A 2,101-nucleotide genomic window follows, 5' to 3' on the forward strand; every position below is an offset into this window, starting at 1 on the left:
GCCGAGGAATATCAGAAGGTCAAGGATCCGCTCTACATCACGCCGGGGTACAAGATCGGCAAGGACGGGCTGGAGAAATATTTCCAGGACATGCTGAAGGGCCAGCCCGGCGCCCGCCGCGTCGAAGTCACCGCGCGCGGCAAGGTCGTCCGCGACCTTTCCACCCAGGCCGATGTGCAGGGCAAGACCGTCCACCTGACGATCGACGCCGACCTGCAGGAATATGTCGCGCGGCGCATGGGGCGCGAGTCCGGCGCCGCGGTCGTCATCGACTGCCGCAATGGCGATATCCTGTCGTTCGTCTCGATGCCGAGCTTCGATCCCAACAGCTTCTCCGACGGAATCAGCAGCAGCGAATATGCCTGGCTGCGTGCCGACGATCACCAGCCGCTGATCAACAAGGCGACGCGCGGTCTCTATCCGCCGGGATCGACGCTGAAACCGACGGCCGCGATCGCCGCGGTCGAACATGGCGTCGACCCGAGCGAACGCCACACCTGCATCGGCGGCTATCGCCTCGGCAGCCGCTTCTTTCGCTGCCTCGGCACGCATGGCAGCGTCGACATGGCGACCGCGATCATGAAAAGCTGCAACAGCTATTTCTACTGGCTCGCGCACCGGCTCGGCTATGATGCGATCGCGCCGACCGCGCGATTGATGGGGCTCGGCGAGGAATTCCAGCTTGCGGGCAGCAACCAGCGTTACGGCACGATCCCCGACAGCGCGTGGAAGATGAAGAAATACGACCAGGCCTGGTCGGCATCGGACTCGCTCAACGCGGTCATCGGGCAGGGCTATGTCAGCGTGAATCCGCTCCAGCTCGCGGTCATGGCCTCGCGCATCGCGTCGGGCCGCCGGCTCTATCCTCGCCTGATCAACCGCGAATTCAGGAACGAACCCCTGCCCTTCTCGCCCGAAGCGCTTGCCGTCGCGCGGCATGGCATGGACCTCGTCGTCAACGGCCCGGGGGGAACCGCCGGGCGCAGCCGCCTGCCGCTCGACGGTATCGCGATGGCGGGCAAGACGGGCACCGCACAGGTGCGTGGACTCAACACCGGCAACGGCAAGGCCGGAACGTGGAAATTCCGCGACCATGGCCTGTTCGTCGGCTTCGCACCGGTCGACAATCCGCGCTATGCCACCGCCGTCGTGATCGAACATGGCATGGGCGGATCGCGCGCAGCGGCGCCCGTGGCCAAGGATTTCATGACTTTCCTCTTCGACCGCGAAAAGGCGATGGAGGCGCTCGAAACCTTCGAGGCCGGCTGGGGCGGCACGATCAAGGAACGCATGGACCGCGACTATGCGGCGTGGAAATCGGGTGCCGCGAGCGATCCCGATCCGGGAGTGCCGCAATGATCCCCGTCCCTCCCGCGATCCAGCGCATTCCCTGGAAACTGATCGCCATCCTTTCGGGCATCACCGGTTTCGGCCTGCTCGTCCTCTATTCGGCGGCAGGCGGAAACTGGGCGCCCTGGGCGCTGCAGCAAGGCGTGCGCTTCCTCGTCTTCCTCGCCGCCGCGCTCGTGGTCGGGCGCTTCCCGCTCCGGATCTTCGAGGATTTCGCCTATATCGCCTATATCGGCGTCCTCATCCTGCTGATCGCGGTCGAGCTTCTCGGCTTCGTCGGCGGGGGCAGCCAGCGATGGCTCAACCTCGGCTTCATGAACCTCCAGCCATCGGAGCTGATGAAGGTCGCGATCGTCGTCGCCCTCGCGCGGTTCTACACCCAGCTCCCGCCCGGAAATACGCGGACATTTACCGCGCTGTGGCCGGCGCTGGTGATGATCGGCCTCCCCGCCGCGCTCGTCATGCTGCAGCCCGACCTCGGCACCGCGCTCGCCATCTGCATCGGCGGCGTTGTCGTGATGTTCTGTGCCGGCCTGCCGATGTGGTGGTTCGGCAGCACCGCGGTCGCGGGGCTCGCGGCGCTGCCCGTCCTCTTCTCCTTCCTCCACGATTACCAGCAAAAGCGCGTCCTGATCTTCCTCGATCCCGAAAGCGATCCGCTGGGCGCCGGCTATCACATCAGCCAGTCGAAGATCGCGATCGGATCGGGCGGCATCGGCGGCAAGGGCTTCCTCAACGGGTCGCAAAGCCA

Annotated in this window: 2 protein-coding genes; both read left to right on the plus strand. The window is 65.5% G+C overall.

Annotation, left to right across the window (positions count from 1 at the left end; translation table 11 throughout):
• A partial coding sequence (mrdA, locus tag JHC57_RS22180; RefSeq protein ID WP_294032725.1) for a penicillin-binding protein 2 occupies positions 1 to 1,359 on the plus strand: 1,359 nt, incomplete at its 5' end.
• A partial coding sequence (locus JHC57_RS22185) for an FtsW/RodA/SpoVE family cell cycle protein (RefSeq protein ID WP_294032726.1) occupies positions 1,356 to 2,101 on the plus strand: 746 nt, incomplete at its 3' end. The genes mrdA and JHC57_RS22185, both read left to right, overlap by 4 nt.

Source organism: Sphingopyxis sp. (genome assembly GCF_016463645.1).
Lineage (GTDB): Bacteria > Pseudomonadota > Alphaproteobacteria > Sphingomonadales > Sphingomonadaceae > Sphingopyxis.